General features: G+C 42.9%; 16 protein-coding genes. 6 read left to right on the forward strand and 10 right to left on the reverse strand.

Annotated elements, in window-relative coordinates; genetic code table 11:
* Positions 1–399: 399 nt before the first annotated feature.
* The 6 genes from fre to trxA all read right to left on the reverse strand — a co-directional run bounded on the left by fre (position 400) and on the right by trxA (position 6,238).
* Positions 400–1,113 carry an NAD(P)H-flavin reductase gene (fre, locus tag F0249_RS18830; RefSeq protein WP_171757477.1) on the reverse strand — a complete coding sequence of 238 codons (714 nt, stop codon included), beginning with the start codon at positions 1,111–1,113 and terminating at the stop codon, positions 400–402.
* Positions 1,114–1,139: 26 nt separating this feature from the next.
* Complete coding sequence (locus F0249_RS18835) at positions 1,140–1,409, reverse strand: 2Fe-2S iron-sulfur cluster-binding protein (protein ID WP_017051689.1); 270 nt, start codon at positions 1,407–1,409, stop codon at positions 1,140–1,142.
* Entirely contained in the window at positions 1,406–3,268 is a 1,863-nt protein-coding gene (ubiD, locus tag F0249_RS18840) for a 4-hydroxy-3-polyprenylbenzoate decarboxylase (protein ID WP_171757478.1), read from the reverse strand. The genes F0249_RS18835 and ubiD overlap by 4 nt, the downstream gene beginning before the upstream one ends.
* Positions 3,269–3,346: 78 nt before the next feature.
* Positions 3,347–4,342 carry a hypothetical protein gene (locus tag F0249_RS18845; protein WP_171757479.1) on the reverse strand — a complete coding sequence of 332 codons (996 nt, stop codon included), beginning with the start codon at positions 4,340–4,342 and terminating at the stop codon, positions 3,347–3,349.
* A gap of 110 nt (positions 4,343–4,452) precedes the next feature.
* Positions 4,453–5,712, reverse strand: coding sequence for a transcription termination factor Rho (rho, locus tag F0249_RS18850; protein WP_029203263.1), 1,260 nt, complete (start codon positions 5,710–5,712; stop codon positions 4,453–4,455).
* A 199-nt stretch (positions 5,713–5,911) separates the two neighbouring features.
* Positions 5,912–6,238: a thioredoxin TrxA gene (trxA, locus tag F0249_RS18855; protein WP_017051685.1), complete on the reverse strand. Its 327-nt coding sequence runs from the start codon at positions 6,236–6,238 to the stop codon at positions 5,912–5,914.
* Between the two features lie 111 nt (positions 6,239–6,349).
* Here trxA and rhlB point away from each other — a divergent pair, with 111 nt between their 5' ends.
* Positions 6,350–7,654: an ATP-dependent RNA helicase RhlB gene (gene rhlB, locus F0249_RS18860; RefSeq protein ID WP_113796995.1), complete on the forward strand. Its 1,305-nt coding sequence runs from the start codon at positions 6,350–6,352 to the stop codon at positions 7,652–7,654.
* A 7-nt stretch (positions 7,655–7,661) separates the two neighbouring features.
* The gene (gene gppA / locus F0249_RS18865; RefSeq protein ID WP_171757480.1) at positions 7,662–9,155 is read left to right on the forward strand and encodes a guanosine-5'-triphosphate,3'-diphosphate diphosphatase; all 1,494 of its coding nucleotides are present in this window, start codon (positions 7,662–7,664) and stop codon (positions 9,153–9,155) included.
* Between the two features lie 134 nt (positions 9,156–9,289).
* Here the strand turns inward: gppA and F0249_RS18870 are convergent, their stop codons facing one another.
* From F0249_RS18870 to recQ, 3 genes are all read right to left on the reverse strand, one after another.
* Complete coding sequence (locus F0249_RS18870; protein ID WP_017051682.1) at positions 9,290–9,961, reverse strand: 7-cyano-7-deazaguanine/7-aminomethyl-7-deazaguanine transporter; 672 nt, start codon at positions 9,959–9,961, stop codon at positions 9,290–9,292.
* A gap of 189 nt (positions 9,962–10,150) precedes the next feature.
* Positions 10,151–10,453 (reverse strand): DUF3630 family protein, encoded by a 303-nt coding sequence (locus F0249_RS18875; protein ID WP_017051681.1) that lies wholly within the window; start codon positions 10,451–10,453, stop codon positions 10,151–10,153.
* On the reverse strand, positions 10,446–12,284 hold the full coding sequence (recQ, locus tag F0249_RS18880) for an ATP-dependent DNA helicase RecQ (RefSeq protein ID WP_017051680.1): 1,839 nt from the start codon (positions 12,282–12,284) through the stop codon (positions 10,446–10,448). The genes F0249_RS18875 and recQ overlap by 8 nt, the downstream gene beginning before the upstream one ends.
* A gap of 179 nt (positions 12,285–12,463) precedes the next feature.
* Here recQ and rarD point away from each other — a divergent pair, with 179 nt between their 5' ends.
* The 3 genes from rarD to F0249_RS18895 all read left to right on the forward strand — a co-directional run bounded on the left by rarD (position 12,464) and on the right by F0249_RS18895 (position 15,085).
* A complete protein-coding gene (rarD, locus tag F0249_RS18885; protein ID WP_171757481.1) occupies positions 12,464–13,366 on the forward strand; it encodes an EamA family transporter RarD in 903 nt (300 codons plus the stop codon).
* A 99-nt stretch (positions 13,367–13,465) separates the two neighbouring features.
* The gene (locus F0249_RS18890) at positions 13,466–14,260 is read left to right on the forward strand and encodes an AraC family transcriptional regulator (protein WP_017051678.1); all 795 of its coding nucleotides are present in this window, start codon (positions 13,466–13,468) and stop codon (positions 14,258–14,260) included.
* A gap of 147 nt (positions 14,261–14,407) precedes the next feature.
* A complete protein-coding gene (locus tag F0249_RS18895; protein ID WP_171757482.1) occupies positions 14,408–15,085 on the forward strand; it encodes a LysE family translocator in 678 nt (225 codons plus the stop codon).
* 775 nt (positions 15,086–15,860) lie between these two features.
* On the opposite strand, the gene uvrD is transcribed toward F0249_RS18895, so the two are convergent.
* Positions 15,861–18,035: a DNA helicase II gene (uvrD, locus tag F0249_RS18900; protein WP_113797005.1), complete on the reverse strand. Its 2,175-nt coding sequence runs from the start codon at positions 18,033–18,035 to the stop codon at positions 15,861–15,863.
* Positions 18,036–18,303: 268 nt separating this feature from the next.
* Between uvrD and F0249_RS18905 the strand changes: the two genes are divergently transcribed.
* Positions 18,304–18,564 carry a DUF2282 domain-containing protein gene (locus tag F0249_RS18905; RefSeq protein WP_017054351.1) on the forward strand — a complete coding sequence of 87 codons (261 nt, stop codon included), beginning with the start codon at positions 18,304–18,306 and terminating at the stop codon, positions 18,562–18,564.
* The last annotated feature ends 78 nt before the right edge of the window (positions 18,565–18,642 follow it).

Raw genomic sequence — 18,642 nt, forward strand, 5'->3', positions numbered from 1 at the left:
ATTTACTTTCGCTTTAAAAAGCGAAAACAAACAGTACGAAACTAGTGATTATCATCAACGAGTGCCCACACAGATTGATAGGTCTAAATTGTTAAAGAGCTTTACTTCAAGTTTTAAGCCTTTCAGCTTTCGTTTGAAGTGGACGGCCATTTTAGCGATATAAGCGATAGTGTCAAACACTTTCTTAATTTATTTCACTTCAAATTTTCGTCTAACCTAACTGCTAATCCCTTATTGAATAAGGTCTCGTTGTTAGGAGTTGCGCATTATAGGCAGAATATCCTCAGACGCAACCCCTTTTCTTACTTAATTGTTTTTTTCAGTTTAATCGCTGTTTAATTCATCAAAATGAAAAGAGAGCGTATAAATACACTCTCTTTTCTTACATATCACTAACAATCAGATAAAAGCGTAAGCATCAGCATACATACACTCACTCTTTGCCTGTTTGGTTTGAGTGAATAATTCTCGGGCTGCGCCTGCCATTTCAAATCTTCCTGCTATATAGATGTCATAATCTTCAAGAGATTCAAAGTCAGCACTAATGGCTTGTAATACATTTCCTACCTGTCCATCCCACGGTTCAGATGCGTGTTCGACAACAGGTATAAATTGTATGTTTGGGTTTACTTGGGCAATCGCATCTAACTCTTGCTTCGCGTAAAGCTGATTTTCATCTTTAGCGCCCCAGTATAGATGTATATTGTTTTGCATATTTTGGCTAATGCAGTGATCAAGAATAGAACGTACATAACTAAATCCCGTACCACCTGCGATTAACAGCAGTGGGCGATCACTTTCTTCCTTTATCCACGCATCACCATGTGGTGCATCAATAAGAATGTTGCCATCACTTGCTAGCGCCATTTTCATGGCTTCAACAACTTCCAACGCATAAGCATTATGTTCTGCAGCACCAATGTGCAATTCTAGCTCGCCTTCATGACGGCAAGGACTGCTGGCAATTGAAAAAGGACGCTTATCCTTTTCTCCCATTTCTACCATTAAATATTGTCCCGCTTTAAAAGGGACTGGTGATTCAGGATGCAACAAAATCTGAAAGGTGTTACATGCTAAAGGCTCAATAGACTTTACTTTACATTTAATGGTCATCTTCTTCCTCTGAGCTTACTCTCTACTTAATCTGCAAAGGTAAGTATTAAATTACTTTCTGCAAATGCTTGGCAGGGAAATATCCAACCTTGCTGTTGCTCTTTCTCTGTGAGCATTGGTTCAAGGTCGTAACTTACCAAGCCTTCAATTTTTCGGCACATGCACATGGCACACGCCCCAACTTGGCAACGGTGAGGGAAATTAATACCTTGGTTGAGCGCCTCTTCCAACACCGTTTTACCATCTCGCACTTCAAACTGAAGATTATCGGGTAACAAGATTACTTGGTAGGTCATAGAATATCTAATTGATTCCAAATCTTATCGATCTTAGCCACAACTTCAGGATCTTTCTTTATTGGTGTACCCCACTCTCGATGAGATTCACTTGCCCATTTGTTTGTTGCGTCTAATCCCATCCGGCTCGATGCCATTATTGTATCGCGAGCAGGATCCATTCGCGTTGTTACCGCCCAAATAATGTCATTCCAATCTTTAGCGTCCACATCTTCATCACACACAATTAAGCATTTATTATCAACATACGGCGTAATCAAAGACCATATATCATCCATAATTTTCAGCCCCTGCCCTTCATGCTTTTTCTTTATGGTCACGATGGCAATTTCTCCACCATCTGAACCTTCAGGAAAGTGAAAATCAATCACCTCAGGAAAGTGATTCAATACAGCTTCAACTTGTTTGTTTTTCTCATGGACAAGATTTTCTACGGCTTGCTGATTATCTATAGCTGAATGAAGCTTATCTCCCATAGCCAGTTCGGCATCCCACTTTATTGTTGCATCAAGTCCCATTTTGGACCCAAGCCCAACAACAGGTGAAGCAAAATCGAGCGAATCTATTGGTGTATTATCAATAAAGGTGTTGTCACGCTTAGGGTCCATATTGACAGAAATGGCTCGACAAACTTCACTCCAATCACGAGCATTCACACTTTCATCGCAAACAATGACAAACTTGGTATACATAAATTGTCGTAAGAATGACCACACCCCCATCATTACCCGCTTGGCATGTCCTGGGTACTGTTTTTTCAGGGTCACAATCGCCATTCTGTACGAGCAACCTTCTGGAGGTAGATAGAAGTCTTCTATTTCAGGAAATTGTTTTTGCAGAATAGGAACAAAAACTTCATTTAAAGCAACGCCAAGCACAGCCGGTTCATCTGGTGGACGCCCTGTATAAGTGCTGTGATAAATCGGTTTCTCACGCATGGTGACGTGAGTGATTGTGAATACTCGGTGCTGTTCAACTTCATTGTAATAGCCAGTATGATCCCCATACGGGCCTTCATCGGCAAATTCGGAAGGATCAATGTAACCTTCCATCACAATTTCAGCGCTGGCTGGTACCTCAAGGTCATTGCTAATAGATTGAACAACTTCAGTTCGACTACCACGGAGTAACCCTGCGAAAGCATATTCAGATAATGTATCAGGAACAGGGGTTACCGCGCCTAATATTGTTGCGGGGTCAGCACCAAATGCAATGGATACTGGAAAGGGCTTCCCAGGATAAGTCTCCATCCAATCTCGTAAATCAAGAGCACCACCTCGGTGAGCTAACCATCGCATGATAATTTTATTTTTTGCGATTTTTTGCTGGCGATAGATCCCAAGATTTTGGCGCTTTTTGTTAGGGCCTTTTGTAATAGTCAGCCCCCATGTCAATAAAGGCGCGACATCACCCGCCCAGCAGCTCATCACTGGTATTTTATCTAAATTAACGTCGTCACCTTGCCACACCACTTCCTGACATGCGGCTTTACGAAGCTTCTTCGTTGGCATATTTAAGACTTGTTTGAAAACTGGTAGCTTATCTATTGCATCTTTAAAGCCTTTTGGTGGCTCTGGCTCCTTCAAATAGGCCAATAGTTTTCCTACTTCACGTAACTCTTTCACATCTTGACGACCCATTCCGATCGCGACTCGCTCAGGTGTGCCAAACAGGTTGGTCAATACTGGCATCTCATAACCAATGGGGTTTTCAAACAGTAATGCGGGTCCACCAGCTCGTAGGGTTCGATCACTGATTTCAGTCATTTCATAATGTGGGTCAATCGGGTGAGTAATGCGCTTAAGTTTGCCATCTGCTTCCAGATGATCGATAAAGTCGCGTAAATCCTTCAAACTCATAGGCCTTCTAATTTACTGGTTAAACTGCAAGCAGTATATCAAAAAGGAGAGTAGCCCTACCCCCCTTTTTTAGTAAGGCTAATTTGAAAGAACTTTTTGAATCGAAGTCACCTTAACTTGCCTATTGCTAGAGACCAGTTCATGCAACCAGCTTTGATGACCTTGATTGACTAGCTCTTGTGCCACCATAGAAGCTTCTTCTGCAAGCCCCATACGGGAGATCAGAAATACTTTTACATTTTCAGGTAAAGGGTGAAGTTGGGTGAGTTTTTCAATCGCTTGCCGCTTAAGGCTTGGGTTTTGAGTCGCATTCATTAATTGCTCAACAGAAAAAGAGTCACCATCATTAGCAAGGCGCTGTAGTTCATATTGGCTATCACTGTCCGCTTTCATGCGCCACAGCATTTTATACACTTCAGCATCTCGACTGACCTGAGCTAAGCGAACGACAACAGAGGTAGATGGTAACCAACTAATAACAAGACCTTGCGTTAACTGTTTGGCCAGAGCATCAACCGCTTCAGCAGATAGCCCATCCAACTCTCGAATCAACAGAGCTTCGCGTGCTTTAATTTGGTGTTCACTACCTGATAACCACTCTTGAAGTACCAACTCTTTCTGTTCTGCTTTAATAACAAAAGCCAAGGTATTTTGATCTTTTTTCCAGTGCTGAAGTAAGCGGTTTGCAATCACGGGGAAATTAAAGGCAGGTACAGTAAACTCATACCCATCACCTCTTTCTAGGATCTGATAGGTTGGTACTAACTGGCTCTGTGATTCAATAAATATAGCCATTCGTGGTGTCAGGCTAATATTTTGATGTTCAATTTTTTGTAATAAGAGATAGCGTGCAACCTCCTGCTGAGGAAGAGCTAAACGTTGGAGTGAAAAGCGAAGAGTTTCGACCTCATCTTGCATCACAAGCAATAGAAGTTCCGATACTTTCGTATTAATTTGCTCATCCTGAAGCCATTGTTGAGCCGTTACTGGTTTCATTTCCGTTGCGTAAGCTCCAGAAGAACCAAACACTAATGACATAGACAGGAGTAGTGACGACAACATTCCTTGTTGCATGTTAACCTCCCTGTAACATTTACATTCATTTTGCAGGCTAATAACAAGAAATGCAAACAAAAACGCTGCCAATAAAGGCAGCGTTCATAAACGAATATTTTCAATAAAATTTATTGACGACGCATCGCGTCAAAGAATTCATTATTAGTCTTCGTCATAGCAAGCTTATCGATAAGGAATTCCATTGCGTCTGTTTCATTCATTGGATGAACAATCTTACGCAGGATCCACATCTTCTGCAGCTCGTCGGCTTTCGTTAATAGCTCTTCGCGACGAGTACCTGAACGTTTAAAGTCGATAGCAGGGAAAACACGTTTCTCTGCAATTTTACGATTTAAGTGCAGTTCCATGTTACCTGTACCCTTAAACTCTTCGTAAATAACTTCATCCATTTTAGAACCCGTATCAACCAACGCGGTTGCGATGATAGTTAAACTACCACCTTCTTCTACGTTACGAGCCGCACCAAAGAAACGCTTAGGACGGTGTAGTGCGTTCGCATCAACACCACCAGTAAGAACTTTACCTGATGAAGGAACAACGGTGTTGTAAGCTCGAGCTAAACGAGTGATAGAGTCCAGCAAAATCACAACATCTTTTTTGTGCTCAACTAGACGTTTCGCTTTTTCAATCACCATTTCTGCCACTTGTACGTGGCGAGATGCTGGTTCGTCAAAAGTAGAAGCAACCACTTCACCTTTAACCAAGCGCTGCATTTCTGTTACTTCCTCTGGACGTTCATCGATAAGTAGAACCATCAATTCACATTCAGGGTGGTTGCGAGAAATGCTCTGTGCAATATTTTGCAATAGCATGGTTTTACCCGCTTTTGGCGGAGCAACAATCAAACCACGCTGACCTTTACCAATCGGAGAGGCAAGATCAAGAATTCGAGCGGTAATATCTTCTGTCGCACCATTACCAACTTCCATCACCATACGCTCGTTCGCGTGAAGAGGTGTTAAGTTTTCGAATAAGATTTTATTACGTGCGTTATCAGGCTTGTCGTGGTTAACCATGTTAACTTTCAACAATGCAAAATAGCGCTCGCCATCTTTAGGTGGACGAATTTTTCCAGAGATTGAATCGCCAGTTCTTAAGTTAAAACGGCGAATTTGGCTAGGAGATACGTAAATATCATCTGGTCCAGCAAGGTAGGAGCTGTCTGCGCTACGTAGGAAACCAAAGCCGTCTTGAAGAATTTCCAGAACCCCATCGCCGAATATGTCTTCGCCACCTTTAGCGTGTGCTTTAAGGATGGAGAAGATGATGTCTTGTTTTCTTAGACGAGCTAGGTTTTCAAGGCCTAATGTTTCGCTAAGCTTCACAAGCTCAGACACAGGTCTGTTCTTCAGTTCTGTTAGATTCATTGTAGTTGATACTTGTTTAGTCAAAATAAGATCTGTTTTCTAGTTAAGATGGATTTGGTCTAAGGAGCGACCAAGAGGAGAGATTTGCTCAATTAACGTGCGATAAATTAGCACTAAAAGTTATTTTAGTCTAGTTTTGAAAAAACAAAACCGCGCATTTGTTAAGATGCACGGTTTCTTTTTCAATTATTAACCTATTTTACAGGTTTGCATCTAAAAACTCTTTAAGTTGAGTTTTAGATAATGCACCAACTTTAGTTGCTGCTACGCCGCCATCTTTAAATAAAAGCAACGTTGGAATACCACGGATACCGAATTTAGGTGGAGTACCTGCATTCTGGTCGATATTCAATTTACCGATAGTGAGCTTACCTTCGTACTCTTGAGAAATCTCATCAAGAATAGGCGCAATCATCTTACAAGGACCACACCATTCCGCCCAAAAATCTACAAGTACAGGGCCTGCAGCTTTGATCACATCGTTCTCAAAACCGTCATCAGTTAGCTGCAAAATCTTATCACTCATCTTCCACTCCAATGTTTATTTCTGAACTGGTTGGATGATAACCAGTAAATAGATGCCCTATTGGAATGTATTTACTTTCGTATTGCAAGCTTAAGCTGATATTCTATAGCAATGAAAAAGACACATATCACAGAGCAAAAGTTCGCCGATTTGGATTTACACCCCCAAGTCATTGAAGGATTGGACAAAAAAGGGTTCGAATTTTGTACCCCTATCCAAGCCTTGGCGTTGCCGGTACTGCTCACCGGCCAAGACATTGCAGGCCAGGCCCAAACGGGCACTGGTAAAACCCTTGCGTTTCTTACTGCTACTTTTAACCATTTACTAAAAACAGCTGCGCCTGAAGGACGTAAGCCAAACCAGCCTCGTGCAATAATCATGGCGCCAACTCGTGAGTTAGCGATCCAGATTTATAACGATGCAGAGTCGATCATTGCGACGACTGGCATTAAAGCAGCACTTGCTTACGGTGGCGAAAGCTACGACAAGCAGCTTGCTAAAATTGACGACGGTGTGGATGTATTAATTGGTACGACTGGACGTATTATCGATTTCTACAAGCAAAAAGCATTTGATCTAAACTGTATTCAAGCTGTTGTTCTTGATGAAGCGGATCGCATGTTCGATCTTGGTTTCATTAAAGACATTCGCTTTTTGTTCCGTCGTATGCCTGAACCTAAAGACCGTTTGAACATGCTTTTCTCTGCAACCTTGTCTTACCGAGTACAAGAACTTGCCTTTGAACACATGCATAACCCTGAACATGTGGTTGTTGAACCGGATCAAAAAACAGGTCATCGCATTCAAGAAGAGTTGTTTTACCCTTCAAATGAACACAAGATGGCTTTACTGCAAACGTTAATCGAAGAAGAGTGGCCGGATCGTGCGATTATTTTCGCTAACACTAAATATAAGTGTGATTCAGTTTGGGGACACCTTGCAGCCGATGGACACCGTGTAGGCCTATTAACAGGTGATGTACCACAGAAGAAACGCGAGAAGATTCTTGAAGAGTTCACAAAAGGTCAAGTTGATATTCTCGTTGCAACAGATGTTGCCGCTCGTGGTTTGCATATCCCTCAAGTAACTCATGTATTTAACTTTGATTTACCTGATGATTGTGAAGATTACGTTCACCGTATTGGCCGTACTGGCCGCGCTGGCGAAAGTGGTCATTCAATCAGTTTTGCTTGTGAAGATTACGCCATTAACCTTCCAGCAATCGAAGAATACATTGAGCACGCAATCCCAATGTCGGATTACGATGCATCAGCGTTGATTGAAGATTTACCTGCGCCAATTCGTATGCGCACTCGTAACCCTCAACAGCGTCGTACTAATAATGGTGGTCAACGTTCTGGGAACCGTAATTCTCAACGTCGCCCTCATTCGAACCGCCCTAGAAAGGAAGCTTAATTCGTCTATGAGCCAAACAATTTCATCTCCGCTTTATGCCGCTATCGATCTAGGATCGAATAGCTTTCATATGCTCGTTGTACGTCATATAGACGGCAGCGTCCAAACCATGGCCAAGATTAAGAGAAAGGTTCGTTTAGCCGCCGGTTTAGATGATAGTAATGCTCTGAGCCAAGAAGCCATGCAGCGCGGCTGGGATTGTTTGAGTCTTTTTGCAGAACGATTACAAGATATTCCGACTGAAAACATTCGCATCGTAGGTACCGCAACGCTGCGTACCGCCACAAATGTCGATCTGTTTTTAGCAAAGGCAAACCAAATCCTAGGTCACGACATTGAAGTGATTGCAGGTGAAGAAGAAGCGGCAACTATCTATAAAGGTGTCGCGCATACTTCAGGCGGTTTAGGCCGTCGATTAGTCGTTGATATTGGTGGCGCGAGTACTGAGCTGATTATTGGCGAAGGATTTGAAGCTAACGCATTAACGAGCTTAAAGATGGGCTGTGTTACTTGGCTTGAACGCCACTTTAAAGATCGACAGCTCACCCAGATGAATTTCAACAATGCTATTGAAGCAGCGAAAGCAACACTGGCTCCAATCCTCGAACAGTATACAGATTTGGGTTGGGATGTATGTGTTGGTGCTAGCGGAACCGTGCAAGCACTTCAAGAGATAATGCTAGCACAAGGTATGGACGAAGTAATTACTCACTCCAAACTTAAGCGATTGCAGAAACAGGCGATGCTTGCCGATCACTTAGAAGAATTAGAGATAGAGGGGCTAACTTTAGAACGAGCATTAGTTTTCCCAAGTGGCCTTTCTATTCTTATCGCTATATTTGAACTGCTTGAACTCGATTCAATGACACTCGCAGGTGGCGCATTACGTGAAGGTTTGGTTTACGAAATGGTTGATGAACTGCGTCAAACTGACATTCGTGCCAGAACCATTTGTAGTGTACAAGCCCGCTACCAACTCGATACACAGTATGGACAACAAGTTTCAACTCTTGCCAGCACTCTACTCGCTCAATGTGGCGGAGAAAGCTGGATTGAGGAACCTCAAGCGGCAACGCTACTGCATACTGTTGCGAATTTACATGAAATTGGTTTAACCATCGATTTCAAAAAAGGTGGCCAGCACAGCGCTTACCTTTTGCAACATTTAGATCTACCCGGTTATACCCGAGCACAGAAACACTTTATTGCAGAAGTGGCTCGACGCTACCGCGAACAATTAACGTCACTTCCAGAGCAACATGCTCTATCAAGTGGCAGCGGTAAGCGAGTACTTCGATTGCTTCGCCTGGCGGTATTACTTAGCCATCGTCGTAGTATCGATCTCCAACCTCAAGTTCAACTGTCTGCAAAAGGCGATAAGCTAACATTGACGATTGACCAGAAATGGCTAAACAGCAATCCATTAACTGCCGCTGAACTAGAATTAGAGTCGAACCGTCAAACGGATATCGGTTGGCCACTGACTATTATTACTAAATAGCCACTAGCCAAATTATCGACAAAAAAAGAGCCCAATCATCACGATGGGCTCTTTTTATTTTTGACACTCACACGACTTTTGATTCTCAGACAACTTTTAACTCTCAGACACCTAAGAAATCAACGAAATCAACGTTAAGCATTCACACCCGTGACTTTAAACTCCGGGTTTACAGCCGTTAATTTCTTCGTCAGGTAGTTCAATAGCATGCCGTACATAGGTACAAACAAGCCTAAACTAATCACGAGTTTGAAGCCGTAGTCTACCATCGCAATTTCCGTCCAATGCTCAGCCATAAATGGATCTGGACTTTGATAGAATGCAATCGCGAAAAAAGCCACGGTATCTAATGCGTTACCAAACAGTGTTGAGCACGTTGGTGCTATCCACCACTGCTTCATTTGGCGCAGGCGATTAAATACGTGAACATCCAGGATCTGACCAAGCAGATAAGCCATGAAACTTGCAATGGCAATACGCGCCACAAACAAATTAAACTCACCTAGCTGTGCAAAACCTTGAAACTGCCCTTCGAAGAAGACGACAGATAAAAAGTAAGACACCGCTAACGCAGGGATCATCACCAAAAAGATAATATTACGCGCAAGTTTAGCGCCAAACACACGAACCGTGAGATCGGTAGCTAAAAAGATGAACGGAAAAGTGAATGCGCCCCATGTGGTATGCAGACCAAAAATGGTAAATGGTAGCTGAACCAAATAGTTACTTGATGCAATGATCACTAAATGGAACAAAACTAAAAATGCTAGGGCTTTGCGCTGTTGCGCAGGGGTAAAGTTACTCATATTGTACCTTTTTAGTTTGGTTTGGGGTTGAGGGAACCCAAATTGAAGAACAATTCTTCCAATTATTTAAAGTCGCCAAACTCTAATGTTCAGCGGCGAGCGATTATACATTAATCAATTAGCACGACAATAGATGATGAAATAGCAAACGTTTAAGTGTGGTATTTCCTTCTCTAACGACTCTCTAAGTTAAAAACCTTGAGCAAATAGTCCCGCTAAATAATCAAGTTCTTCACGGCTTTCTAGAACCGATAAGGTTTCAAACCATACAGATTCACTGTAATGCTCAGAGCGCAGAAACAACTGACAGCCTTCAAAATCAATTAACCATGAATGCATATCGGCATCCCACTGTTTTTCTATCACAGTAGCAGAGAGTAAACCCACAAGTTTGTCCCCCAGCAAAGGAAAAGTATCGAAGTCGAAACTTGGTGTGGTGATAAGCAGACGCCCATCTTCGGCAAGGTATTCTCGCAGTCCAAAATCAGCCATGAGTGGTAATGTGCTCCTGAATTAAATCTAAGAAAGGATCGGCATATTTTTCCAGTTTACGTTGTCCAACACCATTAACAGCCAGCATTTCACCGTAAGAGGTCGGCAGCATTTCGGCCATCTCAATCAATGTTGCATCACTAAAGACCACATATGGAGGAAGACCCACTTTGTCTGCGATGGTTTTACGTAACTTACGTAACTTCGCAAACAGTTTTTTATCGTATTGACGATTAGACAGTTTATCGGCCTTGGCAGATCGTACGGCGGTGTCTAGACGCGGAACCGCAAGTTCTAACGCCATCTCACCACGTAATAGTGGTCTTGCTTCTTCCGTCAGTTGCAGAGTCGAGTTTCGGGTGATGTTTTGAAACAACAGTCCTTTATGGATAAGTTGACGCACAATACTGATCCAGTAATCATGGCTATGATCACGACCAATGCCATAAGTCGTTAGTTTGTCGTGGCCATTTTCGCGGATACGAATATTCTGCATCCCACGCATCACTTCCACCACATAACCCATACCAAAACCTTGATTCACTCGGTACACGCAAGAAAGTGCCTTTTGCGCTTCTTCCGTTGCATCAAAGTGCTTCGGTGGGTCGAGACAAATATCACAGTTACCACACGGCTTATCTCGATATTCACCAAAATAGTTTAACAACACTTGGCGTCGGCACGTTTGCGCTTCGGCAAATGCACTCATCGCATTAAGCTTATGGCTCTCGACCTGTTTCTGCGGCCCATCGTCTTTTTCATCCAACATCCGACGGAGCCAGTTAATATCAGCAGGATCGAACAACATCATCGCTTCAGCAGGTAGGCCATCACGCCCTGCTCGACCTGTCTCTTGATAGTAAGATTCAATATTGCGTGGGATATCAAAATGCACCACAAATCGAACATTGGGTTTATTTATTCCCATGCCAAAAGCAACGGTCGCCACAACAATTTGAATATCATCGCGCTGGAAAGCTTCTTGAACATACGCGCGCTCATCCATGTCCATACCAGCGTGATAACCCGCCGCCCGAATATGGTTGTTACATAACTTTTCAGTCAGCATTTCGACTTTTTTACGGCTACCGCAGTAGATAATGCCGCAGTTGCCTTTCTGAGTATCAAGGTAACGAATCACCTGTGAAACAGGCTTATGTTTTTCGACTAAGTTATAGCGGATATTTGGTCGGTCAAAGCTGCCAAGATAAGTATGCGGCTCATTAAGTTGTAAACGATGGATAATGTCGACACGTGTTGCATCATCAGCGGTTGCAGTTAACGCCATAAATGGGACATGAGAAAATTGCTGTTTCAATTGACCTAGCAGTGCGTACTCAGGTCTGAAATCGTGCCCCCATTGTGAAATACAGTGCGCTTCATCCACTGCAATCATCGACAACGGTAAATTATGCAAACGATCAATAAAGTCGCGCATCAAAACTCGCTCAGGCGAAGCATACACTAACTTAATCTGCCCCGAATTCATGCGGTTGTAAACGCTAATCAGATCGTCGCGCGACATGGTTGAGTTAATACACTCAGCCGCGACACCATCGGCTTTAAGCTGATCCACTTGGTCTTTCATTAATGAGATCAAAGGTGAAATCACCAGCGTAATACCTTCTCTCACCAACGCTGGGATCTGATAACACAGAGATTTACCACCACCTGTCGGCATAATCACTAAGCTATCTTGACCAGAGATAGCCAAGTCAATCACCTCTTGCTGCCCATCACGAAAGCTCTGGTAACCAAAAACATCTTGTAAGATATCTTTTGCGCTACTTGGCTGGGGTTGGGTCTGTTCAGCAGTTAAGGTTGCGGTCATCGAAAATCCTATAGGGGTTGAGATTGCATTCACGTCAAATCAGTGAGCGCCACATTGTAGTGGGGAATGATGGTGAATAAAACCGCAAATTGTTAGGCGTATACGATTATCGCTTCTATACTGACCAACTCCGTTTATAAATCTTATAACTAGGTACATTCGTACCAGAGAAGCACTCAATGACACAAGAAGAAGACCAAAGAGCTCGCCAAGGCATATTTCTCGCCATCGGCGCTTACACCATCTGGGGGATTGCCCCTATCTATTTCAAATCCATTGCGGAAGTCTCTCCTTTAGAGATCCTCAGTCACCGAATTATCTGGTCATTCTTTTTACTTGCCTTTTTGATCCATTTTAATCGCGGATGGCGAACGGTCCGTGACACATTGCGCTCGAAGCCAAAAATGATGTACCTCGTTTCAACCTCAATATTGGTTGGAGCCAACTGGCTAATTTTTATATCGGCAGTCAATGCCAACAAAATGTTAGACGCCAGCCTTGGTTATTACATTAATCCGTTATTTAACGTGATACTAGGAATGGTCTTTCTAGGAGAGCGATTAAGAAAACTCCAATGGTTTGCTGTGGCTCTCGCGGCGGTGGGAGTATTAATTCAGCTCATCGCTTTCGGTTCAGTGCCGATCATCGCCATCTCTCTTGCAATGAGTTTTGGTTTATATGGATTGTTACGCAAAAAAGTGAGTTTAGATGCTCAAACCGGCTTATTTATTGAGACTCTGGTTTTATTACCTATCGCAGCCTTCTACTTACTGTTTATTGCAGACACCGCAACATCAGATTTAGCAAGTAACCCGATGACACTAAACCTATTGCTCATTTCAGCAGGTGCCATCACGACTTTACCTTTGTTGTGTTTTACTGGGGCCGCGACGCGATTGAAACTCTCAACACTTGGTTTTTTCCAATATATTGGACCGAGTTTAATGTTTTTACTCGCGGTATTGGTCTACAACGAAGCGTTCAGCAGCGATAAAGCGATCACTTTTGCTTTCATATGGGCAGCATTGTTTGTATTTAGTTTTGATGGCATTAAAAGTAGTAGAAAAAAGAAAAAATCATAATCACATTTGATGAGTGTTCGTTTTTTACAAGACAATCAGCAATGACACCGCTAAGCTTGACCAAATATTCATCAATTTGGTCAAGCTTTTTTATTCCCTATGGATAACATTTCTCACTATTCGACTGCCGATCAAGATATTGGACTTATTCAGGCGAATTACCACAAATTTGCTTTCCAACGTCACTATCATCTCGATTTCCACATAGGGCTAATCACTCACGGCCAGCAGAAGTTTATCTATAAAGGCAACCACCACAGTGTTGGTCATGGACAAATGGTAATCATGCCACCTGATGAATTGCATGACGGCCACTCTTTATTAGATTCAGGCTACCAAGTTCGCGTGTTTTCGATCGCCCCACACTGGTTTAGCGATCAACAAGATCTTACCCAAAACGGACAAATAGTAAGCTTTTCTGAGCTGATCATCTCGGATCCTGTGCTTTTTTCACAATTAAGCAACCTTCACGAGCTACTTATCCAAGACAACCTCAGTCAGCTTGCTAAAGATTGTTTACCATATGACCAATTTTCGATCATGTTAGATCGTTATGCTCAAATAAAACCATCTCCAATCATAGGTTTAGGCAACCAAACCTTGTTAACACTGAAAGATTACCTGATGGAAAATCTAGACCAGCCGATTCGGTTAGAGAGCCTATCTCAACTATGCCAACTGAGCCCTAGCCAGTTTCAACGCCACTTTAAATGTAAAATGGGGATTGCCCCTTATGCTTGGCTAAGTCGATTACGAATGGAACAGTCGATGAAACTGATTAAATCTGGGGTATGTGGGACAGATGTCGCTCAGCAAGTCGGGTTTTATGACCAAGCTCATTTCACTAAAGCCTTTAAACAGACCTACGGGATACCGCCATCGGAAGTGCGTTGAACTCGTATGAGTAGAAGCATGGTTAGGCAATGTGGGGGGATTTCATATGGCGATTTAAGTTACTGTCTAGAATTTACAAGCTCCTCCTCTATTATTTTGACATGATGGCGTGACTTAAAAGCACTCACGACAAGTCTAAATTACGTTATGAACGAACTTTCCATCTTAGCAACACTCGCTACCGTCCACTTTATCGCGCTCATGAGCCCCGGCCCAGATTTCGCCTTAGTTGTACAAAATGCCAGTCGTCATGGTCGACAAACGGGTCTGTATATTGCGCTTGGTCTCTCTTGCGGCATTTTACTTCACTCGATTCTCAGCCTCACAGGAGTCAGTTATTTAGTCCACCAGCAGCCCGTTCTCTTTTCTCTATTACAAACGGCGGGGGGGAGCTACTTGCTTTACCTTGGAGTGAACGCTTTAAAAGGCACCTGGCAGAATCGACACGATCAAGATCCAGGTCAATCGCAACCAGAAACCAAGCCAAACTTAATATTGAGTAATAAAAGACAAGCTTTCTCGCGTGGACTGACGACCAATATTTTGAATCCGAAGGCACTGGTGTTTTTTGTTAGTCTCATGTCGAGCTTAATTCCTGCGGGCATGTCTTTAACCGGAAAAGGGATCGCTCTAGTGATCTTATGGGGATTATCACTCGCTTGGTTCTCTTTTTTAGCCTGGGTACTATCAACCAATAGACTTCAACAGCGCCTAATCAAAGCAACAACCTACATCGATGGGCTATGTGGACTGGTCTTTTCAATCGTTGGTGGCGGAATTCTCTACCAAGCTATTTATTCACTCAGCAGCCTTACTCAGTCATAGTGCATCGTCTTTGTGCGAGATCTCTTACAAGAGCGTGAGTAAAACTCGCTTTGTCTCTAAGAGCTTGTAAGCACAATTAATTTAAAGTACTGATAAGTAAAGGTATGTCTATTATTTAAACAAGATATCGATAAAGAAAACGTTTTCGTTATCTTGTCTCGATTGAGAAAAAACGTAATATTAACCCTGTCGGAAGGAGTCTGACACGGAACAGGAAACAACCACGGATTAGGTTATCTTCAGGATGAAGATTCGATTATTCAGGATGAATAGTCGGCATGGAAAGCAAATTGGACATTGAATGGACGCAATAGTAACTAGGATGGTTGCTACTAGGGAAAGACAATGGACACCTCTGGACGAGGAAAGGATTGAACATCAGGACGATGTAAAGGACACCGCTCAAGGATCAAGTGAAGCGAGCTAACGAGGATTGTTGGCAGATCAGGATAAGATCATGGACACCGCTAGGATGGCGACGAAAGGAATACGCTGACGGATTACAGCACACTATCATGGATTTGATGCATGGAGCACTTTAGTAGCTGGATTGCTGCAAGTAAGACTACGACCCCGAAGAGCGCAAGCTCTCGGGGTTTTTCTTTATCTGAACCTAATACCAATCGTAGTAAATAACTGGTCATCCTAGCTTGTTAAAATACTCGATAACGGCGTTAGAAATTTTGATTGTAGAATAACTACTTATCGAAAATTTCTGCCAATCTAGAATCAAATTACCGCAGCAAGAAAATCAAGCGAACAGTAGTAAGTCTCGCTATAACAGCTCTAAACGAGCGTATGCAGTAACTAACCACTTAATACCTTCCCCATTGAAAGCAACTTGGACTCGGCTTTGAGGACCGCTTCCTTCAAAGTTAATAATGGTCCCTTCACCAAATTTAGGGTGCTTCACACGTGAACCCAAGCTAAATCCAGTCTCATTAAAATTCTCTTTCACTGCAGACTGACTGAATCGACCCGAACTTGTTGGTCGGCTCACTTGTGCCTTCATGCGCACTTCATCTAAACAGGTTTCAGGTAACTCTCGAATGAATCGAGACGGTTTATGGAATTTGTCTTGCCCGTATAAACGGCGTGTTTCAGCATAAGTAATGTATAACTTCTCCATCGCACGTGTCATACCGACATAGCATAGGCGCCGCTCTTCTTCTAAACGCCCCGCTTCTTCTGCCGACATCTGGCTTGGGAACATACCTTCTTCCACCCCAACCATAAATACCATCGGAAACTCTAGTCCCTTAGCACTGTGTAGGGTCATTAGCTGCACTGCATCATCAAATTCATCTGCCTGCCCTTCGCCTGACTCTAGAGCCGCATGGGTCAAAAATGCCGTAAGCATCGACATCTCATCCGCCTCTTCTGGCTTTTCGAACTGACGAGTCGCCGTGACTAACTCTTCCAAGTTCTCAATTCGAGCCTTAGACTTCTCTCCCTTCTCTTGCTCATACATTGCAAATAAACCGGAGTATTTGATTACATGGTCGGTTTGTTCATGTAAAGGCAGTTCTAAGGTGTCGTCTTCCAGTGCCACAATCAGTTCGATAAATCGACTCAATGCCGTCGCCGCACGTCCTGGTAATACTTTCTCTTCAATTAATGCGGTACTGGCTTCCCACATGGTTGCCCCACGCTCACGAGCAGCAAAACGAATGGTTTCTAGCGTCTTGTCACCTAATCCACGAGTTGGAGTATTCACCACACGTTCAAACGCGGCATCATCGTTACGGTTACCGATCAAACGTAGATAGCTCAAGGCATCCTTGATTTCCAATCGTTCGAAGAATCGCATACCGCCATAAATTCGATACGCGAGTCCACCTTGAATTAAAGCCTCTTCCAATACTCGTGACTGAGCATTATTTCGGTAGAGCATCGCGCAATCTTCCAGCATCCCGCCTTTATCTTGCCACTCTTTAATTTTACTGACCGTGAAACGCGCTTCATCCAATTCGTTATAAGCGGAGTAGACAGAAATTGGCTCACCATCATTACCATCCGTCCACAGCTCTTTACCCATTCGCTCGGTATTGTTCGAGATTAACTCATTCGCAGCTTGAAGAATGGTTTTGGTTGAACGGTAGTTCTGCTCCAATCGAATAGTTGATGCCCCAGAAAACTCATCTAAGAACTTCTGAATGTTCTCAATTTTTGCCCCACGCCAGCCGTAAATGGACTGATCATCATCACCAACAATCATCACGCGACAATCAGGTCCTGCCATCATGCGTAGCCACGCGTACTGAATGTTGTTGGTATCTTGGAACTCATCCACCAGAATATGTTTGAATCGAGCTTGATAATGCTCGCGGATATGTTGTTTATCGCGCAGCAGTTCATGTGCACGTAATAGAATTTCAGCGAAATCAACCAAGCCTGCACGATCACAAGCATCTTGATAAGCGGTATAAATTTTTAGCCACGTCTTCGCAACCGGATCACCATAGCTATCAATATGTTTAGGACGCAGCCCTTCATCTTTTTTACCGTTGATCCACCAGGATGCTTGCTTCGCAGGCCACTGCTTTTCATCAAGGTTCTGCGCTTTAATCAAACGCTTTAGCAATCTAACTTGATCTTCAGAATCTAAAATCTGAAAACCTTCAGGCAATTTAGCATCTAAATAGTGTGCTCTTAAAATACGGTGGCAGATCCCGTGGAACGTACCATTCCACATACCAGAAGCGCTGCCCATCATTAACTCTTCAATACGACCCCGCATTTCAGCGGCAGCTTTATTGGTAAAGGTTACCGACATAATAGAGAACGGAGAAGCTTGCTCTATCGACTGTAACCAAGCAATACGATGCACCAACACTCGGGTTTTACCACTGCCCGCACCGGCAAGGATAAGTAAATTGCTTAGCGGAGCCGCTACGGCTTCTCGCTGTTTGTCATTTAGGCCATCGAGTAATAAAGATGCATCAATCATGAGAGTCAGCTACTGGTTATTTATACATAAGAGCAGATTATAACCCGAATTCATTTTAATTTTCAGAAAACATTCACCAAAGCGCATTACACTTTTTGATTAAAAATCAAAGAATTAGATTAATACCTATAAAAATTTGAAATTTTTTCATCCATTTCATGAAAGTTTTCTGCGCTCTTTCCTATCCTATTTGATAAGCAAGTTAAATTATTAACAAACAATTAACTTGTCATATTGGAAACTAAAATAAAGTCTTGAGGGAATTACTATGAAAAAATCTAATCTTGCTGTTACTGCTGCTGTTACTGGTTTACTGGCTCTTGGTGGAACAATGCTTACTGCTACTCACGCTGTCGCGGCAGAAAAAGAGAAGTGCTATGGCGTGACAAAAGCAGGTAAAAATGACTGTGCAACCAAAACGAGCTCGTGTGCAGGCACAGCGAAAGAAGATCATCAAAAAGATGCATTTGTTGTGGTTCCTAAAGGACTATGCGGAAAACTTGCTGGCGGAAGCACTCAATCTTCATAAACACGCTTTCACTAGCCATTAAAGGAGTATTACCGCTCAACGTAATACTCCTTTAAATTTAACACGTTAAGTTCACGA

It is taken from the genome of Vibrio sp. 03-59-1 (assembly GCF_013114135.1).
Lineage (GTDB): Bacteria > Pseudomonadota > Gammaproteobacteria > Enterobacterales > Vibrionaceae > Vibrio > Vibrio cortegadensis.

What these genes read in the sequence shown, in the direction of transcription:
- fre (WP_171757477.1), bottom strand. Translation starts at nt 1,113, where the DNA reads ATGACCATTAAATGTAAAGTAAAGTCTATTGAGCCTTTAGCATGTAAC.
- F0249_RS18835 (WP_017051689.1), bottom strand. Translation starts at nt 1,409, where the DNA reads ATGACCTACCAAGTAATCTTGTTACCCGATAATCTTCAGTTTGAAGTG.
- ubiD (WP_171757478.1), bottom strand. Translation starts at nt 3,268, where the DNA reads ATGAGTTTGAAGGATTTACGCGACTTTATCGATCATCTGGAAGCAGAT.
- F0249_RS18845 (WP_171757479.1), bottom strand. Translation starts at nt 4,342, where the DNA reads ATGCAACAAGGAATGTTGTCGTCACTACTCCTGTCTATGTCATTAGTG.
- rho (WP_029203263.1), bottom strand. Translation starts at nt 5,712, where the DNA reads ATGAATCTAACAGAACTGAAGAACAGACCTGTGTCTGAGCTTGTGAAG.
- trxA (WP_017051685.1), bottom strand. Translation starts at nt 6,238, where the DNA reads ATGAGTGATAAGATTTTGCAGCTAACTGATGACGGTTTTGAGAACGAT.
- rhlB (WP_113796995.1), top strand. Translation starts at nt 6,350, where the DNA reads ATGAAAAAGACACATATCACAGAGCAAAAGTTCGCCGATTTGGATTTA.
- gppA (WP_171757480.1), top strand. Translation starts at nt 7,662, where the DNA reads ATGAGCCAAACAATTTCATCTCCGCTTTATGCCGCTATCGATCTAGGA.
- F0249_RS18870 (WP_017051682.1), bottom strand. Translation starts at nt 9,961, where the DNA reads ATGAGTAACTTTACCCCTGCGCAACAGCGCAAAGCCCTAGCATTTTTA.
- F0249_RS18875 (WP_017051681.1), bottom strand. Translation starts at nt 10,453, where the DNA reads ATGGCTGATTTTGGACTGCGAGAATACCTTGCCGAAGATGGGCGTCTG.
- recQ (WP_017051680.1), bottom strand. Translation starts at nt 12,284, where the DNA reads ATGACCGCAACCTTAACTGCTGAACAGACCCAACCCCAGCCAAGTAGC.
- rarD (WP_171757481.1), top strand. Translation starts at nt 12,464, where the DNA reads ATGACACAAGAAGAAGACCAAAGAGCTCGCCAAGGCATATTTCTCGCC.
- F0249_RS18890 (WP_017051678.1), top strand. Translation starts at nt 13,466, where the DNA reads ATGGATAACATTTCTCACTATTCGACTGCCGATCAAGATATTGGACTT.
- F0249_RS18895 (WP_171757482.1), top strand. Translation starts at nt 14,408, where the DNA reads ATGAACGAACTTTCCATCTTAGCAACACTCGCTACCGTCCACTTTATC.
- uvrD (WP_113797005.1), bottom strand. Translation starts at nt 18,035, where the DNA reads ATGATTGATGCATCTTTATTACTCGATGGCCTAAATGACAAACAGCGA.
- F0249_RS18905 (WP_017054351.1), top strand. Translation starts at nt 18,304, where the DNA reads ATGAAAAAATCTAATCTTGCTGTTACTGCTGCTGTTACTGGTTTACTG.